Here is a 13,439-nt window from a genome sequence, read left to right as displayed (position 1 = left end):
GGGGGGCGCCCCGGCGACGCCGCTGCGGCCCGCTCGCGAGAGCATCCCCGACCTGGTCGACCGCGCCCGCGCCTCCGGCGTCCCCGTCCGCCTCACCGGCGACCCCCACGACGGCGACGCCGGGCTCGGGCCGATGGCCGCGCTCACCGCCCACCGCGTCGTGCAGGAGGCCATCACCAACGCCGCCAAGCACGCCCCCGGCGCCGCCGTCACCGTCGCCCTCGCCCGCAACGGCAACGGCGGGACCACCGTCACGGTCGCCAACGACCCGCCGCCGGACGGACCGCCGGACGGGCCTCCGCTGCTGCCCTCCGGCGGCCGCGGCCTGGCCGGCCTCACCGACCGCGTCCGCCTGCTGGGCGGGACCCTGCACGCCGCGCCCACCCAGGCCGGCGGCTTCCGCGTCACCGCCGACATCCCCGCCGCCCCGGACCCGGCCGCCGACCCGGCCGCCGACCGGGCTCCTGCCAGGCCGACCGCGCGGGACGCGCTGCGCACCGCCCTCGGGCTGGCCCCCGGAGCGGCCGCGCCCGCGGGGGAGTGGCACTCCGAATCGGCTCGGCACCTGGCCCGCGGGCGCCGCCGGGTCCGCCGCGGCCTGATCACCGCGATCGCCGCCCCCACCGCCCTCATGGCCGTCCTCGGCGCGGTCATGGCCGGCTACTACGTCTTCGCCACCCTCAACTCCGTCCTGGAGCCCGCCGACTACGGGGCACTGGCCGTCGGCGACCCGCAGAACCGCGCCGAGCGGGTCCTGCCGCCCATGCAGACCCTCGACACCGGCACCGTCCGCGCCGCCGTCCCCGAACCCCCCGGCGCCGACTGCCGCTACTACCGGCCCGACGCCAACGTCCTCGGCGTCGGCCGCGTCTACCGGCTGTGCTTCGCCGGCGGCCGCCTCATCGCCAAGGACACCTACGACACCCGCCAGCTGAGCGCCCAGCGCGCCCACGACCAGGAGGACCAGTGATCCGGGCCCTGCTCGCCGACGACGAGGCGATGATCCGCGCGGGCGTGCGCGCCATCCTGACCGCCGACCCCGGCATCGAGGTCGTCGCCGAGGCCAGCGACGGGCGCGAAGCCGTCGACCTGGTCCTGCGGCACCGCCCCGCGGTCGCGCTCCTGGACATCCGCATGCCGCGCCTGGACGGCCTGGCCGCCGCCGCCGAACTGCGCCGCCTGGCCCCCGCCACCGGCGTCGTCATGCTCACCACCTTCGGCGAGGACGAGTACATCGCCCGCGCCCTGGCCGGCGGCGCCAGCGGCTTCCTGCTCAAGTCCGGCGACCCCCGCGAGCTCATCGCCGGGGTCCGCGCCGTCGCCGGCGGCGCCGCCTACCTGTCCCCGAAGGTCGCCCACCGCGTCATCACCCAGATCGGCGGCGGGCGCCTGGACGGCCGCGCCCGCGCCCGCCGCCGCATCACCGGGCTCACCCCCCGCGAGCGCCAGGTGCTGGCGCTGCTCGGCGCGGGCCTGTCCAACGCCGAGATCGCCGGCCGCCTCCACATCGTCGAGGGAACCGTGAAGGCCTACGTCAGCGCGATCCTGACCCGCCTGGACGTCCGCAACCGCGTGCAGGCCGCCGTGCTGGCCTACCAGGCCGGCCTCGTCGACGGCACCGACGACCCCGCCTGACCCCGGCGCGGTGCGCGTGCGCCCCGGACCCCAAGCGTGTTCCTCCCGTCCGGCCGTCCCGGGCGGCGCTGGGCAGCGGAGGAGGACCCGCACACCGGCCGGACACCACCCCTCCGGCCTGGATTTTCGTCAGGAACCGGCCCACCGCGCACGACCCTCCTCCGGCCCACGCGGACGAACGAGGAGGGCATCTGCCAGCTGGCGCGCCTGCTGGGCGGCCGGAGGGTCGTCCCGGTGGACGTCCGCGGCTGCCTGCACCTGAAGTCGGCGATGACCGCGCTGCCGGACGGCGGCCTCATCGGCGTCCCGGAGATGGTGGACACCGCGGTGCTGCCGTGTCTGCGGGTCGCGCCGGAGCCGGAGGGCGCCCACGTGGTGGTGCTCGGGCCCGACCACGTCCTCATGGCGGCGTCCGCCCCGCGCACGGCCGCCCGGCTGGCGGCCGACGGGCTGCGCGTCACGAGCGTCGACATCAGCGAGTTCGAGGCGCTCGACGGCTGCGTGACCTGCCTCTCCGTGCTCGTCCCCGGACCGTAGGGGGACCGCGGGCCGGGCAGGACGTCTCAGCATCCGGACGTCGGTTTCCGTAACGCGGATGGCATCTGTTAACTTGGCGGACGTGTTGCGTGAGCTGCTCCTCCTTAGCGGCCGCAGCGGGGCCCCGTAACCAGGCCGGCTCCCTCGCTGCGGGGCTTCGCCGTGGACGTCGGCCGTGAGGTTCGAGCAGAGAGAACTCAACGGATGTATCCGCAACAGCAGACTTCCGGCATGCCCTTCCAGCGCTACAAGCCGTTCGCGCCCGTCAGGCTGCCCGACCGGACCTGGCCGGACCAGGTGATCACCGAGGCTCCCCGGTGGTGCGCGGTCGACCTGCGCGACGGCAACCAGGCGCTGATCGACCCGATGGACTCCCACCGCAAGCTCAAGATGTTCGAGCTGCTGGTGCGGATGGGCTACAAGGAGATCGAGGTCGGGTTCCCGGCGGCCAGCCAGACCGACTTCGACTTCGTCCGGCAGATCATCGAGGAGGACCGGATCCCCGATGACGTCGTCGTCCAGGTGCTGACGCAGGCCCGCCCCGAACTGATCGAGCGGACCTTCGAGGCGGTACGCGGCGCCAGGCGGGCCATCGTCCACCTCTACAACTCGACCAGCACGCTCCAGCGTCGCGTGGTGTTCGGGCAGGACAGGGACGGCATCACCGCGATCGCGGTGGAGGGCGCGAAGCTGTGCGCCAAGCTCGCCGAGGACATGGGCGACACCGAGATCTACTTCCAGTACTCGCCCGAGTCGTTCACCGGCACGGAGCTGGAGTACGCCGTGGAGGTCTGCAACGCCGTCAACGACGTGTGGCGGCCGACGCCTGACCGGAAGGTCATCGTGAACCTGCCGGCGACGGTGGAGATGGCCACCCCGAACGTCTACGCCGACCAGATCGAGTGGATGAGCCGGAACCTGGCCTACCGCGACTCCGTCATCCTGTCGCTGCACCCCCACAACGACCACGGGACGGCCGTCGCCGCCGCCGAGCTCGGCTACATGGCGGGCGCCGACCGCATCGAGGGCTGCCTGTTCGGCAACGGCGAGCGCACCGGCAACGTGTGCCTGGTCACCCTCGGCCTGAACCTGTTCACCCAGGGCGTCGACCCGCAGATCGACTTCTCCGGCATCGACGAGATCCGCCGCACGGTCGAGTACTGCAACCAGCTGCCCGTGCACGAGCGGCACCCCTACGGCGGCGACCTGGTCTACACCGCGTTCTCCGGCTCCCACCAGGACGCCATCAACAAGGGCTTCGAGCACCTGCGCCGCGACGCCGAGGCCGCGGGCGTGCCGGTGGAGCAGTACGGGTGGGAGGTCCCGTACCTGCCGATCGACCCGCACGACGTCGGCCGGACGTACGAGGCCGTGATCCGGGTGAACAGCCAGTCCGGCAAGGGCGGCGTCGCCTACATCATGAAGACCGAGCACGCGCTGGAGCTGCCGCGCCGGCTCCAGATCGAGTTCTCCCGGGTCGTGCAGGAGCACACCGACAGCGAGGGCGGCGAGGTCACGGCCGAGCGCATGTGGGAGATCTTCGAGGCGGAGTTCCTCGCCAACGGCCCGCGCGCCGGGCTGCTGGCGCACCGCACGACGTCCCGGGTGGACGAGAAGGACGCGCTCAGCTGCGACGTCCGCGTGGACGGCGAGATCCGCGAGATCGAGGGCGTCGGCAACGGCCCCGTCTCGGCGTTCGAGGACGCGCTCACCGCGGTCGGGATCAACGTCCGGGTGCTGGACTACGCCGAGCACGCGATGAGCGCGGGCGGCGACGCGCGCGCCGCCGCCTACGTCGAGTGCGACGTGCGGTTCGGCGACGGCGAGGGCACGACGGTGTGGGGCGTCGGCATCGACGGCAACATCGTCACCGCGTCCCTCAAGGCGATGCTGTCGGCCGTCAACCGGGTTGCGCGGGCGCAGGGGAGCTGAGCGGCCGGCTGTCTCGGGTTCAGGTGCTTCCGGCCTCCTGAACCCGAGACTAAACGGTCAGATGCGACCGAGGACGTGGTGGACCAGTTCGCGAAGGGGCCCGTGGAGCTGGGCCTCACCGACGGTGGTCCGGTCGCCGTCGATGTCGATTTCGTACAGGAACTGGTCAGGGATTCGGCCCGGCGGCGGCACGCTCTTCAGATCGACGCGGCCGACGAGCCTGGACAGCATGGGATCGCTGGCGCTGTCGGACTCGGCGCGCCGCTCGATCCCCGCAAACCCGCCGCTGCGGACGACTGTCACCTTCACTGCGTCTCGTTCGCCTCCAAGGAGACGCCTACCCCCGTCCAGGCCCGATTCACTGCCTCGGTCTCGGCGGTCCCGGCCCCGTACAGCGCGGTGGCGGCCCGGACCGTCGCGGCGGCGAAGCCGGCGAAGTCGACGTCGGCGGCGAGGGAGCCGCCCGTGAGCGTGTCGTACCAGATGCGTCCGGCCTTCTCCCAGGCGTTGCCGCCGATGGCGGTGGCGGCCAGGTAGAAGGCGTGGTTGGGGATCCCCGAGTTGATGTGGACGCCGCCGTTGTCGCGGTAGGTCTCGACGTAGTGGTCCATGTGGCCGGGCTGCGGGTCCTTGCCGAGCTGCGGGTCGTCATAGGCGGTGCCGGGCGCCTTCATGGAGCGGAGCGCGACGCCGCTGACGCCCGGCGCGAGCAGCCCCTGCCCGATGAGCCAGTCGGCCCGGTCGGCGCTGTGGCCGAGATGCCACTGCTTGACGAGCGAGCCGAACACGTCGGACACCGACTCGTTGAGCGCGCCGGACTGGCCGTAGTACTCCAGGTTCGCCGTGTACTGGGTGACGCCGTGGACGAGCTCGTGCCCGGTGACGTCGAGGGGCGCGGTGAAGTCGGTGAACAGGACGCCGTCGCCGTCGCCGTACACCATCTGCTCGCCGTTCCAGAAGGCGTTGTCGTACCCGTCGCCGTAGTGGACGGTCGAGACCATCGGAAGGCCCGCGCCGTCGATCGAGTCGCGCCGGTACACGGCCTCGAAGAAGTCGAAGGTCGCTCCCAGCCAGTCGTAGGCCCGGTCGGCGGTCGGGTCGCCGGTGGCCGGGGCTCCCTCGGCCCGCACCTTGCGGCCGGGCAGGTCCTCGCGGTGCTCGGCGTCGTTGATCGTCCGGTCGGGGACGAAGTCCTCGGACGGGGAGGGGGCCCCGGCCGCGGCCGTCCGCCGCTCGGTGAACTGGGCGGAGGTGAGCGCCAGCGTACGGCGGGCACGGCCGCGTATGGCCGGGTCATCGGCATCGCGGGCGATCCGTTCCAGCATGTGCGGTGGCACGATGTGGCATCTCATGCCACAACGCTGCCAGGTGCCCGTGCTTCCGGCCATGACTTTCGGGGGACCGCTACGGCCGAATCCGGTCACGTTGCGTGTTCGGCTCGCCGCGCAGCGGGGTCGCTGTGCGACTTGTGAAGATCCTGGGGAGATGCCCCCGGCGCACCGAGGCATCGGGCGGCGTGCGTCAGAATGAACGGGTGACCCTGTACCGCGACGAAGGCATCGTCCTGCGCACCCAGAAGCTGGGCGAGGCCGATCGCATCGTCACGGTGCTGACCCGGCGGACCGGCCGGATCCGCGCCGCGGCGAAGGGGGTCCGCAAGACCAGATCCCGGTTCGGCGCGCGGCTGGAGCCGTTCACGCACGTGGACCTGCAGCTGTACGAGCGGCGCTCCCTCGACCTGATCACGCAGGCCGAGACCCTGCGCCCCTACGGGGAGGCTCTGGTCACCGACTACCCCCGCTACACGGCGGGGACGGCGATGCTGGAGACCGCGGAGAAGCTCACCAGCGAGGAGGGCGAGCCCGCGCTGCGGCAGTTCCTGCTGCTGGTCGGCGGGCTGCGCACGCTCGCCGAGCGCGCCCACGACCCCCGGCTCGTCCTGGACGCCTACCTGCTGCGCTCGCTGTCGGTCGCGGGCTGGGCGCCCGCGCTCGACGAGTGCTGCCGGTGCGGCAACCGCGGCGGGCTGCGCGGATTCGCCATCGCGGCGGGCGGCGCGGTGTGCGCCGGCTGCCGCCAGCCGGGCGCCGCGACTCCGGCGCCGCCGACGTTCGCGCTGATGCTGGCGCTGCTGCGCGGCGACTGGGAGTACGCCGACGGCAGCGAGCAGCGCCACCGGATGGAGACCAGCGGCCTGGTCGCCGCCTACCTGCAGTGGCATCTGGAGCACGGGATCCGTTCCCTGCGCCATGTGGAGCGCGAGACGCGCGACGACGACACCGATAGGGAGAGAGTTTGAGCAGGGCCGTATCGCCGCCGGAACCGCACCGGGACGGCGCCACCCCGCCCCCGATCCCCGCCGACCTGGTGCCGCGGCACATCGCCATCGTCATGGACGGCAACGGCCGCTGGGCCAAGGAGCGCGGCCTGCCGCGCACCGAGGGGCACAAGCGCGGCGAGGACTCGCTCTTCGACGTGATCATGGGCGCGATCGAGCTCGGCGTCCCCTACCTGTCGGCGTACGCGTTCTCCACCGAGAACTGGAAGCGCTCGCCCGACGAGGTGCGCTTCCTCATGGGCTTCAACCGGGACGTGATCCGCCGCCGCCGCGACCAGCTCCACTCGATGGGCGTGCGGGTGCGCTGGGCGGGCCGCCGGCCCCGGCTGTGGCGCAGCGTCATCAAGGAGCTGGAGACGGCCGAGGAGATGACGCGCGACAACGACGTCCTCACCCTGCAGTTCTGCGTGAACTACGGGGGCCGCGCCGAGATCGCCGACGCGGCCGCGGCGATCGCCCGGGACGTCCGCGACGGGCGCCTCGACCCCGGCAAGATCAACGAGAAGGTCTTCGCCCGCTACCTGGACGAACCCGGCATCCCCGATGTCGACCTGTTCCTGCGCTCATCCGGGGAGCAGCGCACGTCCAACTTCCTGCTCTGGCAGTCCGCCTACGCCGAGATGGTGTTCCTCGACACCCTCTGGCCGGACTTCGACCGCCGCCACCTCTGGCACGCCTGCGAGCTCTACGCATCCCGAGACCGCCGCTACGGAGGAGCTGTGCCTAATGCGGTTGTTCTGGGTCAGGCGCCTGGGAGCGCCTGACTGCGGTCTTGCGGCCGGGGGTGGGGCGCCGCCCCACCCCCGACCGCGTGTGATCGCTGGTGCGAGACCACTCTCCTCCGGCTCATCCAGGCGCCCGGGTGGACCGGGCCCGCCCGGCCAACGAGCCCACCGGGCCCAGCCACCGCCGCAACCACGCGACGACCTCACCGGTCGCGATCGCGTCCGAAGGCAGTTTCGAGCGAAGCAAGAAACTGATCGCGCAGCGAGCCGCCAGGCGAGTCGGAGCGATGCAGCGATCGCACGCAGTGCCCGACGATGGAGGGCCCTCAGGGCCCGAAGGAGGAGGGCACTGCCTTAGACAAGAGCGGCGTCGAGGGTGATCTTGGTTCCTGCCAGAGCCTTGCTGACGGGGCAGCCTTCCTTGGCGGTCTGGGCGGCCTTCTCGAAGTCGGCCGCGGACAGGCCGGGGACGCTGGCCCGGACGGTCAAGTGGATGCCGGTGATGCCCTCGCCCGGCTGGAAGGTGACCTCGGCCTTGGTGTCGACCTTCTCCGGCGGGGTGCCGGCGCCGGCGAGGCCGTGCGAGAGCGCCATCGAGTAGCAGGTGGAGTGCGCGGCGGCGATGAGCTCCTCGGGGCTCGTCCGGCCGCCGGGCTCCTCCGCCCGCGACGCCCAGGTCACGTCGTAGGTGCCGAGCTTGGAGGAGTCCAGCGAGACGGTCCCCTGGCCGTCCAGGAGAGAGCCTTCCCAATGCGCGTTCGCGGTGCGTGTCGTAGCCATGCCCCGATTCTTCACCATGGCGCGGCGGGTGGATCACCCGAACCGCGGGAACGCCCCGCGCCGGAGGACCGGTGCGGGGCGTTCCGCCGGGATCGGTACTAGTTGACGTTCACCGCGGACCACGCCGCGGCGACGGTGTTGTACTGGGTGCTGCCCGCGCCGTAGAGGTCCCTGGCCGCGTTCAGGGTCGCGGTGCGCGCCCCCGCGTAGTTGGTCGAGGACGTCATGTACGTGGTCAGCGCCCGGTACCAGATCTTCGTGGCGGCGTCCCGGCCGATGCCGGTGATCGTGGAGCCGTTGGACGTGGGGCTGTTGTAGGAGACGCCGTTGATCGTCTTCGCGCCGCTGCCCTCGGACAGCAGGTAGTAGAAGTGGTTGGCGACACCCGAGGAGTAGTGCACGTCGAGGTTCTTGGTGCTGGTCGACCAGGAGTCGGCGGAGCTGCCGTCCTTGCTGGGCTTGTCCATGAAGCGCAGCGCGGGCTTGCCGAAGCCGGGCAGGACGACCTCCTCGCCCACGAGGTAGTCGCCGAGGTCGTTGGAGTTGTTCGCGTAGAACTCCACGGCGGCGGCCATGATGTCGGACGTCGCCTCGTTCAGCCCGCCGGACTCCCCGCTGTAGGTGAGGTTCGCGGTGGAGCTGGTGACGCCGTGGCTCATCTCGTGCGCGGCCACGTCCAGGGACGTGAGCGGGCCGAGCTGGCTGCCGTCGCCGTCGCCGTAGGTCATGCAGAAGCACGAGTCGTCCCAGAAGGCGTTGGCGTAGCCGCTGCCGTAGTGGACGCGGTTGTAGGACCCCTTGCCGTCGCCCGCGATGCCGGTGCGGCCGAAGACGTTCTTGTAGAAGTCCCAGGTCTCGTTGGTGCCGAACTGGGCGTCGACGGCGACGGTGGCGCGGTCGGACGTCGTGCCGCTGCCCCAGTGGTTGTCGGCGTCGGTGAACAGGGTGGCGGGGGCGCGGTGGAAGCACCAGCTGAGGAAGCAGAGGTCGGTGTCGTTCTGGGCGTCACCGGTGTAGGTGTTGCCGCGCGTCGGGTCCTTCAGCTGGTAGGCGCCGCCGGACGGCGTCGTCTGGAGCGGGACGGTCCCGGTGTAGAGGGACTTGCCGTCGCCCGCCTCGGTCTTGATCGTCTCTTCGTTCAGCAGCACCTTGCCGGTGGCGGCGTCGACGGAGGTGAGGACCCGGCTGGGCGTCCCGTCGGCCTTCTTCCCGACCGTCTGGACGCGCCAGGCGAGGCGCGGCGCGTGGTCGGCGGTGCGGGACTCCACGACGAGCGCGGGGGAGCCGTCGGCCTTGCGGTTCTTGGTGACGGCGCGCTTCTGGGCGGTCTTGGCGGAGACCTCCGGGCTGGAGTCCGACGGCGCCTTGGTGAGGGTGAGGCTGGTGCCGCGCCACGTCCCCGCCGCCGTCTCGTGGACGATGATGTCGCCGCCCAGGACCGGCAGGCCGTCGTAGGTGCGGGTCATACGGGTGTGCGAGGTGCCGTCGCGGTCGATGCCGACCCCGACCACCTGGAACGCCTGCCCGTCGCCGCCGCGCACCTCGGCGGCGCGGCCGGTGAGCGCCCGGAGCGCGTGCTCGGCGGCGGCGCGCGGACTCGGTGGTGACGCCGGCTGCCGCGCGGAGGCGGGGAGCGCGGTGGCGGCCGACGCGAGCAACGTCGCCGAGGCCAGGAGCGAGATCCTTCGGCTGGTGAACGCCCGTCTTGTCATGAACGCCCTCTCGTGCGGGCGCCACGCTCCCCCGAGGACCCTCCGTCGGGCCCGCCGTGGCGACGGGACATTTATGACATAGGGCTACTGGGAAGTAGATATAACAATTTGCCAAGAAACGCCTACAGAGCGTGTGAATTACCGGCCTTGTCCGATTTCAAGCAGCGGCGGACCTGCGGGCCCGGGGGTTGCGGGGACTTCAGGACGGCTTCGCGGCGCAGTTCGCGCACGTCCCGAAGACCTCGACGGTGTGGGTGATGTCGACGAAGCCGTGCTCGGCGGCGATCGTGTCGGCCCAGCGCTCCACGGCCGGGCCCTCGACCTCGACCGTCCGGCCGCAGTCGCGGCAGACCAGGTGGTGGTGGTGCTGCTCGGTGCGGCAGGCGCGGTAGACGGCCTCGCCCTCGTCGGTGCGCAGCACGTCGACCTCGCCCGCGTCGCTGAGCGCCTGCAGCGCCCGGTAGACGGTGGTGAGGCCGATCTTGGAACCGTCGGCGCGCAGATCGGCGTAGATGTCCTGGGCGCTGCGGAAACCCTCGCAGCCGGCCAGCACCTGCCGTACCGCGTCCCGGCGGGCCGTCGTCATCCCCTCAACACCTCCGCCTCGGCATCCACGCGTGGCGGGGCGCCGGGCCCGGCGTCCCCCGCGGTGACGGCGTCGGCCGCGGCACGGGAGCGCCTGCGGCGCACCACCGAGCCCCCGGCGACCGCGGCCACGAACACCGCGAGCGCCAGCAACACGATCGAGGGGCCCGGGGGAAGATCGTACTGGAAGGAACCCGCCAGCCCCGCCACGGCCGACAGTACACCGATCCCCATCGCCGACAGCATGGTGCTCCAGAATCCCCGTGTGAGCTGCTGCGCCGCCGCCACCGGGACGACCATCAGCGCGCTGACGAGCAGCAGCCCGATCGCGCGCATCGAGATCACCACCGTGACCGCGGCGGTCGCGGCGATGAGCACGCTGAGGAACCGGACGGGCAGCCCGGCCGCCCGCGCGACCTCCTCGTCCTGGCAGAGCAGGAACAGCTCGCGCCCGAACACCGCGACGATCGCCAGCACGACCGCGGCGAGCCCCGCGACGACGTAGAGGTCGGTCACCGTCACGCTGCTGATCGAGCCGAACAGGTACGACTGCAGGCCCGCCGAGCCGCCGCCGTCGACGCTCGTCAGGATGACGCCGCCCGCCAGCCCGCCGTAGAACAGCAGGGCGAGCACGGCGTCCGCGCCGCTGCGGCTGCGCGCCCGCAGGACCTCGATCGCGACGGCGCCGAGCACCGACACCACCAGCGCCCCGAGGACGGGGGAGGTGCTGGTGAGCAGTCCCAGCCCGATGCCGGTGAGCGCGATGTGGCCGATGCCGTCGCCGAGCAGGGACAGCCGGCGCTGGACCACGAACGTCCCCACGGCGGGGGCGGTCAGCCCGATGAGCACCGCCATGGCCAGGGCGACGCGCATGAAGTCGTACTGCAGCATCTCGCTCACGCGGGCCTTTCGAGGGTCTGCCGGGCGGTCTCGCGGACGACGCGGCCGTGCCCGAGCTCGACCGTGCGGGTGACGAGCGGCTCCATCGGCCCGAGTTCGTGCGCGACGAGGACGACCGTGCGCCCGGCGCGTGCCAGTTCGTCCAGCGCCGACGCGAGCGCCGCCTGGCTGCCCGCGTCCACGCCGGCGGTCGGCTCGTCCATCACGAAGGCGTCGGGTTCGCCGGCGAGGGCGCGGGCGATCAGCACCCGCTGCTGCTGGCCGCCCGACAGCAGGTGCGCCGAGTCGCGGGCCCGCCCGGCGAGCCCGACCGTCTCCAGGGCGCGGTCGACGGCGGCCCGGTCGGCCGCCCGGTCGGCGAGCGGTGCGGGCCGCCAGCGCGACCGCCGGGCCACCCGGCCGGACGCCACGATCTCGCGGACCGTCGCCGGCACGCCGCCGCCCATCGGCAGCCGCTGCGGCACGTACCCGACGCGCCTCCAGTTGCGGAACCGCGCGGGCGGCTCGCCGAAGATCTCCGTCCGGCCGGCGGCCAGCGGGACGAGCCCGAGCAGCGCCTTGACGAGCGTGGACTTGCCCGCCCCGTTCGGACCGAGGACGGCGAGCACGTCGCCGGCCTCCACCCGCAGGTCGACGTCGGCGAGCACCGCGCGGCCGTCCCGCCGGACGAGGCCGCCGGTCATCGCGAACGGCGCGGCGGTGGTCTCGTTCATGTGCACTCCAGCGCGGGCCGCAGGGTCCGCAGGTTCTCTCGCATGATCGTCATGTAGTCGCCGGAGGCCCCCTCCGGCGCGCCCTCGGCCGGGTCGAGGACGGCCGTCCGCACGCCCGCCTCCCGCGCCAGGCTCGCGGCCACCCGCGGACTGGCCAGGGTCTCGGTGAAGACCGTCGTCGCGCCGGTGGAGGACACGAGCCGCGCCAGCCCCGCCAGCCGCTTGGGGGACGGCTCGCCGGACGCGTCCACGCCCGCGACCGGGATCTGCCGGAGCCGGTAGCGGTCCGCGAGGTAGCCGAACGCGGCGTGCGCGGTGACGATCTCCCGGCGCGCGCAGGACCGCAGACCGTCCTGGAACTCCCGGTCCAGGACGGTCAGCGCCTGCGCGGTGGCCCGGGCGCGCTCACGGTAGCCGGTCGCGTACGCGGGATCGGCGGCGGCCAGCCGCTCGCCCAGCGCGGTGGCCACGGTCGCCATCCGGCTCGGGTCGAGCCAGATGTGCGGGTCGTAGGACGCCTCGCGGTGCCGTACGCCGTCGTGGGCCTCCTCGTCGTCGGTCTCGCCGGGCGGGGAGAGCCTCGGCACGAGGCTCGCGGCGTCGAGCGACCTGCCCTTCGCGTGCTTGCGGACCGCGTCGTCGACGGCGGGCTGGACGCCCTTGACGTAGACGGCGTAGTCGGCGTCCTGGACGTTCGCGACCTGCCGCGCCGTCAGCTCCAGGTCGTGCGGCTCGGTCCCGGGCCTGGTGAGCGTCCGGACGGACACGTCGCCGCCGCCGACCTTCCCGGCGAGCCAGGCCATCGGGTAGAAGGACGCCACCACCGCGGTCCTGCCGGGCGGGACGTCGGCGCCGGCGTCGGCGCAGGCCGTCAGGCCCGCCGCGAACCCGGCCAGGGCGAGCGCCGCGGCCGGCGCGGTTCGCAGGGCTGCGCGGAGAGGGGGCACGGTGCGATTATGGACGAAGATGAAAACGGTTGTCAAAACCGACCGATGCCGCGTCCCAGGGCGAACCCCACCAGGACGGCCAGCGCGGCGAGGCGCAGGATCCTTCCCGAGCCGTCCAGCGCGGGCCAGTTCAGGTAGGCGAACCAGCCGAGCGCGGCGGCGAGCACCAGCAGCCCGGCCGCGGCCACCCAGCCGGTTCCGGCCATGCCGATCACCAGCAGCACGAACACGGCGGCGAGCAGGACCCACCGCGGCAGCCGGTGCAGGAACACCACGGGCGTCGCGCTGCGCCGCTCGACGGCCGCCCGCAGCCCGGTCGGCCGCTCACCTCTCGTCTCCACAGGCCCAACGTACTGCCAGGATGGACGGATGATCGCGATAACCCGGTACCGGGTGCCGGACGAGGAGTCCGGCGGCTTCGCCGAGAGCATGACCGCGGTGCTGGAGGCCCTGGCCGCGAGCACCGGCTTCCGCTCCGGCCGCCTCGCCCGGACCGTCGACGACCCCGGGCTGTGGGCCCTCGTCACCGAGTGGGAGGGCGCCGGACGCCGAGGTCCAGCAGGTTCGCCTCGTGCAGGCGGGGATCCCGGTCGCCGCAGGCCTCGGCCACCACCAGCGGGCGGAACCCGTGCTGC

Annotated in this window: 16 protein-coding genes; 7 read left to right on the top strand and 9 right to left on the bottom strand. The window is 72.9% G+C overall.

The genetic code is table 11. The features are described from left to right. The 4 genes from AB0C69_RS24520 to leuA form a co-directional block, all read left to right on the top strand. Window positions 1-970: ATP-binding protein (locus AB0C69_RS24520; protein ID WP_360357311.1), on the top strand; the 970-nt coding region annotated here is incomplete at its 5' end. After that, window positions 967-1,635 carry a response regulator transcription factor gene (locus AB0C69_RS24515; protein WP_360357308.1) on the top strand — a complete coding sequence of 223 codons (669 nt, stop codon included), beginning with the start codon at window positions 967-969 and terminating at the stop codon, window positions 1,633-1,635. The genes AB0C69_RS24520 and AB0C69_RS24515, both read left to right, overlap by 4 nt. 234 nt (window positions 1,636-1,869) lie before the next feature. After that, complete coding sequence (locus AB0C69_RS24510; RefSeq protein ID WP_360357305.1) at window positions 1,870-2,172, top strand: hypothetical protein; 303 nt, start codon at window positions 1,870-1,872, stop codon at window positions 2,170-2,172. 204 nt (window positions 2,173-2,376) lie between these two features. Next, a complete protein-coding gene (leuA, locus tag AB0C69_RS24505) occupies window positions 2,377-4,104 on the top strand; it encodes a 2-isopropylmalate synthase (RefSeq protein WP_360357303.1) in 1,728 nt (575 codons plus the stop codon). Between the two features lie 57 nt (window positions 4,105-4,161). Here the strand turns inward: leuA and AB0C69_RS24500 are convergent, their stop codons facing one another. Beyond that, a complete protein-coding gene (locus AB0C69_RS24500; protein WP_185023279.1) occupies window positions 4,162-4,413 on the bottom strand; it encodes a protealysin inhibitor emfourin in 252 nt (83 codons plus the stop codon). Then, the gene (locus AB0C69_RS24495; RefSeq protein ID WP_345174440.1) at window positions 4,410-5,429 is read right to left on the bottom strand and encodes a M4 family metallopeptidase; all 1,020 of its coding nucleotides are present in this window, start codon (window positions 5,427-5,429) and stop codon (window positions 4,410-4,412) included. The genes AB0C69_RS24500 and AB0C69_RS24495 overlap by 4 nt, the downstream gene beginning before the upstream one ends. A 209-nt stretch (window positions 5,430-5,638) precedes the next feature. Here AB0C69_RS24495 and recO point away from each other — a divergent pair, with 209 nt between their 5' ends. Both recO and AB0C69_RS24485 read left to right on the top strand, forming a co-directional pair. Then, complete coding sequence (gene recO, locus AB0C69_RS24490; protein ID WP_345174442.1) at window positions 5,639-6,403, top strand: DNA repair protein RecO; 765 nt, start codon at window positions 5,639-5,641, stop codon at window positions 6,401-6,403. Continuing rightward, entirely contained in the window at window positions 6,400-7,206 is an 807-nt protein-coding gene (locus AB0C69_RS24485; RefSeq protein ID WP_360357300.1) for an isoprenyl transferase, read from the top strand. The genes recO and AB0C69_RS24485 overlap by 4 nt, the downstream gene beginning before the upstream one ends. A 315-nt stretch (window positions 7,207-7,521) precedes the next feature. On the opposite strand, the gene AB0C69_RS24480 is transcribed toward AB0C69_RS24485, so the two are convergent. From AB0C69_RS24480 to AB0C69_RS24450, 7 genes are all read right to left on the bottom strand, one after another. Beyond that, window positions 7,522-7,947 carry an OsmC family protein gene (locus AB0C69_RS24480; RefSeq protein WP_360357298.1) on the bottom strand — a complete coding sequence of 142 codons (426 nt, stop codon included), beginning with the start codon at window positions 7,945-7,947 and terminating at the stop codon, window positions 7,522-7,524. Between the two features lie 98 nt (window positions 7,948-8,045). Next, window positions 8,046-9,659 carry a M4 family metallopeptidase gene (locus tag AB0C69_RS24475; RefSeq protein ID WP_360357296.1) on the bottom strand — a complete coding sequence of 538 codons (1,614 nt, stop codon included), beginning with the start codon at window positions 9,657-9,659 and terminating at the stop codon, window positions 8,046-8,048. Between the two features lie 199 nt (window positions 9,660-9,858). After that, complete coding sequence (locus tag AB0C69_RS24470) at window positions 9,859-10,245, bottom strand: transcriptional repressor (protein WP_089312674.1); 387 nt, start codon at window positions 10,243-10,245, stop codon at window positions 9,859-9,861. After that, window positions 10,242-11,144, bottom strand: coding sequence for a metal ABC transporter permease (locus AB0C69_RS24465; RefSeq protein WP_360357293.1), 903 nt, complete (start codon window positions 11,142-11,144; stop codon window positions 10,242-10,244). Before AB0C69_RS24465 ends, AB0C69_RS24470 begins: the two co-directional genes overlap by 4 nt. Further along, window positions 11,141-11,827 (bottom strand): metal ABC transporter ATP-binding protein, encoded by a 687-nt coding sequence (locus AB0C69_RS24460; RefSeq protein ID WP_360357314.1) that lies wholly within the window; start codon window positions 11,825-11,827, stop codon window positions 11,141-11,143. The genes AB0C69_RS24465 and AB0C69_RS24460 overlap by 4 nt, the downstream gene beginning before the upstream one ends. A gap of 26 nt (window positions 11,828-11,853) precedes the next feature. After that, window positions 11,854-12,804, bottom strand: coding sequence for a metal ABC transporter substrate-binding protein (locus AB0C69_RS24455; RefSeq protein ID WP_360357290.1), 951 nt, complete (start codon window positions 12,802-12,804; stop codon window positions 11,854-11,856). 32 nt (window positions 12,805-12,836) lie between these two features. Continuing rightward, window positions 12,837-13,145, bottom strand: coding sequence for a DUF6703 family protein (locus AB0C69_RS24450; protein WP_360357287.1), 309 nt, complete (start codon window positions 13,143-13,145; stop codon window positions 12,837-12,839). A 28-nt stretch (window positions 13,146-13,173) separates the two neighbouring features. Between AB0C69_RS24450 and AB0C69_RS24445 the strand changes: the two genes are divergently transcribed. After that, on the top strand, window positions 13,174-13,439 hold a 266-nt coding region (locus tag AB0C69_RS24445; protein ID WP_360357284.1), incomplete at its 3' end, for an antibiotic biosynthesis monooxygenase.

It is taken from the genome of Actinomadura sp. NPDC048032, from assembly GCF_040653175.1.
Lineage (GTDB): Bacteria > Actinomycetota > Actinomycetes > Streptosporangiales > Streptosporangiaceae > Spirillospora > Spirillospora verrucosospora.
This window is presented reverse-complemented; position numbering and strand designations above follow the sequence as displayed.

Excerpts from the sequence above, each read along its gene's own strand:
- leuA (WP_360357303.1), top strand. The coding sequence starts at position 2,377 with ATGTATCCGCAACAGCAGACTTCCGGCATGCCCTTCCAGCGCTACAAG.
- AB0C69_RS24495 (WP_345174440.1), bottom strand. The coding sequence starts at position 5,429 with ATGCTGGAACGGATCGCCCGCGATGCCGATGACCCGGCCATACGCGGC.
- AB0C69_RS24480 (WP_360357298.1), bottom strand. The coding sequence starts at position 7,947 with ATGGCTACGACACGCACCGCGAACGCGCATTGGGAAGGCTCTCTCCTG.
- AB0C69_RS24475 (WP_360357296.1), bottom strand. The coding sequence starts at position 9,659 with ATGACAAGACGGGCGTTCACCAGCCGAAGGATCTCGCTCCTGGCCTCG.
- AB0C69_RS24470 (WP_089312674.1), bottom strand. The coding sequence starts at position 10,245 with ATGACGACGGCCCGCCGGGACGCGGTACGGCAGGTGCTGGCCGGCTGC.
- AB0C69_RS24460 (WP_360357314.1), bottom strand. The coding sequence starts at position 11,827 with ATGACCGGCGGCCTCGTCCGGCGGGACGGCCGCGCGGTGCTCGCCGAC.